The organism is Arthrobacter sp. 35/47 (assembly GCF_000520475.1).
GTDB classification, from domain to species: Bacteria; Actinomycetota; Actinomycetes; order Actinomycetales; family Micrococcaceae; genus Arthrobacter_D; species Arthrobacter_D subterraneus.
In genome coordinates, this window is record NZ_KI914592.1 from 98,058 (window position 1) to 104,097 (window position 6,040).

Annotated in this window: 8 protein-coding genes; 2 read left to right on the forward strand and 6 right to left on the reverse strand. The window is 64.6% G+C overall.

Annotated elements, in window-relative coordinates; translation table 11 throughout:
* Positions 1–340 precede the first annotated feature (340 nt).
* The 6 genes from X803_RS0107100 to X803_RS0107125 form a co-directional block, all read right to left on the reverse strand.
* The gene (locus X803_RS0107100) at positions 341–1,402 is read right to left on the reverse strand and encodes a nucleoside hydrolase (protein WP_026544605.1); all 1,062 of its coding nucleotides are present in this window, start codon (positions 1,400–1,402) and stop codon (positions 341–343) included.
* Positions 1,403–1,565: 163 nt separating this feature from the next.
* Positions 1,566–2,330 (reverse strand): triose-phosphate isomerase family protein, encoded by a 765-nt coding sequence (locus X803_RS0107105; protein WP_026544606.1) that lies wholly within the window; start codon positions 2,328–2,330, stop codon positions 1,566–1,568.
* Positions 2,323–2,460 carry a hypothetical protein gene (locus tag X803_RS22190; protein WP_162149199.1) on the reverse strand — a complete coding sequence of 46 codons (138 nt, stop codon included), beginning with the start codon at positions 2,458–2,460 and terminating at the stop codon, positions 2,323–2,325. The genes X803_RS0107105 and X803_RS22190 overlap by 8 nt, the downstream gene beginning before the upstream one ends.
* Before the next feature lie 25 nt (positions 2,461–2,485).
* Positions 2,486–2,743 (reverse strand): YegP family protein, encoded by a 258-nt coding sequence (locus X803_RS18405; RefSeq protein WP_051470553.1) that lies wholly within the window; start codon positions 2,741–2,743, stop codon positions 2,486–2,488.
* 63 nt (positions 2,744–2,806) lie between these two features.
* Positions 2,807–3,100: a DUF503 domain-containing protein gene (locus X803_RS0107120; protein ID WP_026544607.1), complete on the reverse strand. Its 294-nt coding sequence runs from the start codon at positions 3,098–3,100 to the stop codon at positions 2,807–2,809.
* 6 nt (positions 3,101–3,106) lie between these two features.
* On the reverse strand, positions 3,107–3,865 hold the full coding sequence (locus X803_RS0107125; protein WP_026544608.1) for an SDR family NAD(P)-dependent oxidoreductase: 759 nt from the start codon (positions 3,863–3,865) through the stop codon (positions 3,107–3,109).
* A 150-nt stretch (positions 3,866–4,015) separates the two neighbouring features.
* On the opposite strand from X803_RS0107125, the gene X803_RS0107130 reads away from it, so the two are divergent.
* Positions 4,016–4,474, forward strand: coding sequence for a DUF4383 domain-containing protein (locus X803_RS0107130; RefSeq protein ID WP_026544609.1), 459 nt, complete (start codon positions 4,016–4,018; stop codon positions 4,472–4,474).
* Positions 4,475–4,684: 210 nt separating this feature from the next.
* Positions 4,685–5,902, forward strand: coding sequence for a formaldehyde dehydrogenase, glutathione-independent (gene fdhA, locus X803_RS0107135; RefSeq protein WP_026544610.1), 1,218 nt, complete (start codon positions 4,685–4,687; stop codon positions 5,900–5,902).
* Positions 5,903–6,040 lie beyond the last annotated feature (138 nt).

A 6,040-nucleotide genomic window follows, 5' to 3' on the forward strand; every position in this document is an offset into this window, starting at 1 on the left:
CCCGCCCCGCCGGCGATTTCGGCGGGCTGGACGAGAACCAGATACAGGTAGGTGGCGGCGATGACCGCTGCGCCCGCAACCAGAAGAATCCGGCGCGTCGATGGCGCAGCGGTCTCGGAGGGCAGCGTCAGGGAGGAGTTCATGGCGATCCTTACGCACGGGAAAACATTGACGTGGGAAGCGCACCTCATGTCACCTCGGCGCAGGCCGGCGGAGTCCGCCGGCAGCTCCCCAGTCTACCGGGAGCCGACGGACGGGTCACGTTCTGGAACGTGCATGCAGCATGCATTCCGCTGTCATCGCATGCGTTGCCTGCAGTGCAGGCACTTTTCCGGACAGGCTACCCCTGCCCGGAAACTTCGGACCGTTCGGGCGTTCTCCGTGCCAGCCGGCCGATCCGGGAAATCATCAGGTCGAAGACTTCCTCGGGGTGGTTTCCGGTGACCACCCGTGCATTCGGCGGAAGCTTGCGGAAGCCGGCAAAGTCCCCCACGGTCTGGGCGAAGGTCAGCGCTGACTCGGTCTCGACGTCGACGTGCGCTTCCCGTGCGGTGTAACGCGCTTCGCCGGTGGCAACCATGGCCGCAAAAAGGTCGTGGAGGTGGGCGATGTAGCCCTGGTTGTAGAGCCGGTGAAACTCCATGTAGAACCGGAGCGCATCGGACAGGAAGGCAATGACCGGGTTGGGCGAGGCGCTGCGCAGCCCGTCGGCGTCGTCGGTGGAAAGCAGTTCCGGCGCCAGTCCTGCCGCGACGGACAGCCGCTCGAGATGTTCCGGTCGGCACTCGATGCGTTCGGTGGTTTCCAGGGCGCAGATGATCGGCAGCCTGTCGACCGGCACGCCCTCGTATGCGGCGTAGACCTCGCGGGCGGCGTGCGGGTCCACATGCGTGTTCCACTCCGCCACCGGCGTGGTGTTGCCCTGGTAGTTGAATGAGCCGCCCATGATCACCAGCCCTTTGAGCAGGTGCGGCAGGTCCGGTTCCTGGCGGATGGCGAGCGCAAGATTGGTGAGCGGACCGGTGACGAGTCCGGTGAGTTCGCCGGGGTTGGCGCGGGCCGCCTCCACCCAGAGATCGACCCCCGAGCGGGTTGATACCTGCTGCCGGGCGGGCTGAAGCACGGCGTAGCCGAGTCCCTGGTCGCCGTGGGTTTCCTCGGTGGTGACCAGTGGAATTTCCAGGGGTATTTCCCGCCCAAGGGCCACCTCGATGCCGGTCATCCCGGCGAGTTCGAGCACAGCGAGCGTGTTTGCGGCAACCTGTTTCGCTGACACGTTGCCGGCGGTGCAGGTGATTCCCTCGATCCGCACCTCCGGTGCGCCCAGCAGGTAGAGGAGGGCGACGGCGTCGTCGATTCCGGTGTCGATGTCGAGGAGGAGCCGGGCAGGTTGGGCAGTCATGCGTTTACCGTAGCAACGCGGAGCCCTCACGCCCGCCGCTCATCGACCGGGCGTTAAAGCGTGGTGCCGGCAGCCGCACGAATGGGGGATGCGTGCGGGTGCCGGCACTTACGCACCGGTTGGGGGGCAACCGGCGCATAACAACCGTACAGATAATCTGGCGCTAAGGGAAGTCCACCCATTCGGCAGCAGCCTCAGCAAGAACGCGCTCAAGATTCCGCGGATCGTGTGCAAAGCGGCCCAGGAACAGTCCGTCCACCTCCGGCTGCAGGCGCGGCAGCAGCCCGGGGCCGGCGCTCCCGCCGTAGATGACGCTTACGCCGTCGGGCAGTTCAGCTTTCATCCGCGCCACCACCGCTCGGACATGCCCGGCGCCGGCCGGCTCGGCGGCTCCGATAGCCCACACCGGTTCGTACGCGAGAACCGGTGCCGGACCGGTGGCCCCGACGCCGGCGGTCGCCACCTGTTCCAGACAGAACTGCGCGGCATCCTCCACGGAGGTCCGCTCCAGCTCGCCGACGCACAGCAGGGGCGTGAGTCCGTTCCGCTGGGCGGCAACCACTTTCGCGGCAGTCACGCCGTCGTCCTCCCCGAAGTGCCGACGCCGTTCCGCGTGTCCCAGTTCAACCAGCTGCACCCCCATTTCGGCGAGGAATGCCGGGCTGACCTCGCCGGTCAGGGCGCCGGAATCCTGGTCGCTCGCGTTCTGCGCCGCTACTTTGACGGCGGTGCCCCGCATCAGCCGAAGCGCGGTCTCAAGCACCGGGAACGACGGCGCCACGAACAGTTCCACCCGGCCGTCCTGTACCGCCGTACTCGCCTTCGCCACCCGCGCCACTTCCTCGAGCCAGGCGCAGGATGCGGCGTAGCCAAGGTACATCTTGGTGCTGATCCCGATGGTGACCGGCCGGCGGAACTGCTCAGACAAGGGTTTTAGCCTCCCGGAGCCGCGATCCGATCGCGGCAGCGAGCTCGAACGCATGCTCAGTGGCGCCGAGACCGGCGATGTTTTGGCCCACAATGTCGAAGGCCGTGCCGGTGATGCCGACGCCAATCATCTCCCTACTCGCTCGTCGACTCCGTTCAGGCAGAGATGCGTCGCTTCGGTGCCTGCTGATGGGCCGGCTCCGGGCGGGCCTGTTCGCGGTGGGAGTGATCCTTGCGGGTATGGTCCATGACCGGACCTGTGCCTGCGATCTCGCGAATGGCGTCGATACCTTCGACCGCAGATTGTTTGGTGGGGAAATAGGCAGAAACCGCAATCAGGGTTCCGTCATCGGCCATCAGTTTGAGCCGATAGCCGTGATCATGGGCGTCCACCAGCTTGAAATATCCAGACACGCTCTTACCTCCTTGTAAGTACGCCTCGACCATCCCATGGTAATAAGCCCGCTTGCTGTGTGGTTAATCCTCACTGGTCACAATTCGGCGTCGAGCACTCAAAAGTTCAAGTTCCGGTCTACCGGCCACGAACCGCTCCACAGCATCGAGCACCTCCACCACATGCCTGCGGTCCCCCGCCACCAGCCCTACGCCGACGGTGGCGCGGCGATGCAGGTCCTGTGAATCAACCTCCGCCACGGACACGTCGAAACGGCGCCGCACTTCGGCAACCAGCGGCCGGACCAGTGACCGCTTCCCCTTCAGAGAGTGCACGTCTCCGAGCAGAAGGTCGAACTCAACAAACCCCACCCACACAGCCGCTCACCTGCCGCGCACGGCGAGAGTGGCGACCAACGACGACGGCGCATTCCTCGCGATGAAGGCCAGCACCTTGTAGCGCCGGCTGGGGATGGAAACGGCCTTGCCGGTGGAAAGGTCCTTCAGCGCCGCCCGAACGACATCCCTCGCATCAAGCCACATCCATCGGGGCACCGATGCCTTGTCCATTCCCATGCGCTGGTGGAATTCGGTGTGGACAAAGCCCGGGCAGAGCGCCATCACCGTGACGCCGCGCTTGCGGTAGGTGAAGTTGGCCCACCGGCTGAAATTGATCATCGCCGCCTTCAGCGCGCTGTAGCTGCCCCGCGGCGTGAAACCGGCGACGCTGGCTACATTGACTATCCGGCCTGTCCCCCGTGCGAGCATTCCCTGCAGGGCAGCGTGACTGAGCGCCAGGGGGACGGTGAGATGGATTGCAGCATGGTTCAGTTCGTCCGCGAGGGGGTTTTCCTCGAAGGAGTGAGGCAGTCCGTAGCCCGCGTTGTTGACCAGGATGGACACCGGATTTGAATCATCACGGAGGCGGGCGAGGACGCGGCTGACGCCGTCGTCGTCGTGCAGGTCCGACGCCAGCACCTCGACTGACACGCCGAAGCGGGAGCGGAGGGCAGCGGCTTTTTCCCCGAGCCGCTCCGCATTCCTGGCCACCAGCACCAGCGCGCTTCCCTGCGCCGCGAGTTGCTCGGCGAACTCCGCTCCCAGTCCCGCCGTGGCGCCCGTGATCAGTGCTGTCTCAACCATTGTTTTCCCTTATCAGGTGGGTATTCCAGCAGTAAACTGTAACTGCTGGTTGAGCGCGTTTTGCGCTCCTCCAACGGCGGTGCCCGCGGTGCGCCTCTCCTGACGCCTCGCGGCACAGCGAAGAGTCATATTCACACACTAGGAGGGGAGATGACTACCGCATCACACCACGCGCATGATTTCCATGTGACGCGCGACCACGTTCGCAGCGCATCGATGGGGATGGGAGTAGTTTTCCTGCTGGTGGGGGTTCTCGGGCTCATTCCGGGCATCACCACCCAATACGATTCCATGGCGTTCGCCTCCGGATCCGAGGCAATGCTCCTGGGCGCTTTCCAGGTGTCCGTCCTGCTCAGCCTGGTGTATCTCGCCATGGCGGCCGCCGGTATCTGGATGAGCCGTGGAGTCAACCAGGCGCGCAATTTCCTGATTGGAAGCGGCGTGGTCCTGCTGGTCATGTGGCTCTACGGGCTGATTGTTGGTAATTCCGCTGCCAACATCCTGTCCACGAACGCATCCACCAACTGGCTGAACCTGATTCTCGGCGTCGTCGCCGGCGGGCTCGGAATCGCCTACATGATGCGGCACCGGGGAGACCGCGCACTGTAGCTACGGCTACTGAATTCCCCGCGAACACGCCCCACGATGAAGCCCCGTGGGGCGTGTTTTTGCACGAGTGGAATGTTTATCAAATCGGTATACTGATTCGCTTTCCGGACCTAGACTGGCGGCGGGGCCCACCGTTGACGATGGGGGTCGGCAGGGCCTTGCGGAAGGGACGTTCGAAGACGAACGCCCACCAAACTCGGAAGGATCACCATGTCAGGAAACAAGGCTGTGGCCTATAAGGGCCCAGGCAAGGTCGAGATCATCGATACCGACTATCCGACGTTCGAGCTCAAGGATGGCCCGGGCGTCAATCCCGCGAACGTCGGCAGGAAAGTGAACCACGGCGTCATCCTGAAGACCGTCGCCACCAACATCTGCGGCTCCGACCAGCACATGGTCCGCGGACGCACCACCGCCCCGACGGACCTGGTGCTCGGCCATGAAATCACCGGCGAAGTGGTCGAGGTGGGCAGCGATGTCGAGTTCATCAAGAAGGGCGACATCTGTTCGGTTCCGTTCAACATCTCCTGCGGCCGGTGCCGCAACTGCAAGGAACGCAAGACCGGCATCTGCCTCAACGTCAATCCGGACCGCCCGGGGAGCGCCTACGGCTACGTGGACATGGGCGGCTGGGTGGGAGGCCAGGCCGAGTACGTCCTCGTGCCGTACGCCGACTGGAACCTGCTCAAGTTCCCGGACCGGGACCAGGCCCTGGAGAAGATCCTGGACCTGACCATGCTGTCCGATATCTTCCCCACTGGCTACCACGGCGCGTACACCGCCGGGGTTACCACCGGGTCCACGGTGTATATCGCGGGCGCGGGTCCGGTTGGACTCGCTGCTGCGCTCTCCGCACAACTGCTGGGCGCCGCCGTCGTCATTGTGTCGGACCTCAATGAGGAGCGCCTGGCGCAGGCACGCAGCTTCGGCTGCGAAACGGTGGACGTTTCCAAGGGTGACCCCAAGGACCAGATCGAACAGCTCCTCGGGGTGCCGGAAGTGGACTGCGGTGTTGATGCCGTTGGTTTCGAGGCACGTGGTCACGGCAAGGACGCCTCCCACGAGGCGCCCGCAACCGTTCTGAACTCGCTGATGTCGATCACCGCTGCCGGCGGTGCGCTGGGCATTCCGGGCCTTTACGTCACGGGTGACCCGGGCGGCATCGACGAGGCTGCGAAGGTCGGTTCTCTCTCGCTCTCACTCGGCACCGGCTGGGCGAAGTCGCTGTCCTTCACCACCGGCCAGTGCCCGGTCATGAAGTACAACCGTCAGCTCATGATGGCCATCCTGCATGACAAGGCGCACATCGCCAAGGCCGTCAACGCGAAGCCGATTCCGCTGGATGAGGCGCCGCAGGGCTACGAGGAGTTCGACAAGGGTGCGGCCACCAAGTACGTGCTGAACCCGAACGGGTACATCGCCGCCTGACGCCCACCCTCTCTCTCGTTGAGTTGGCAGGACACGCCGCTAACGCGCCTCCATACGGGGTGTGTCCTGCCAACTCACGGGAAAGGATTTAATCACGGGGAGAGGCCGGCTCACGGGAAGAGGCTCGGCCCGACGTAG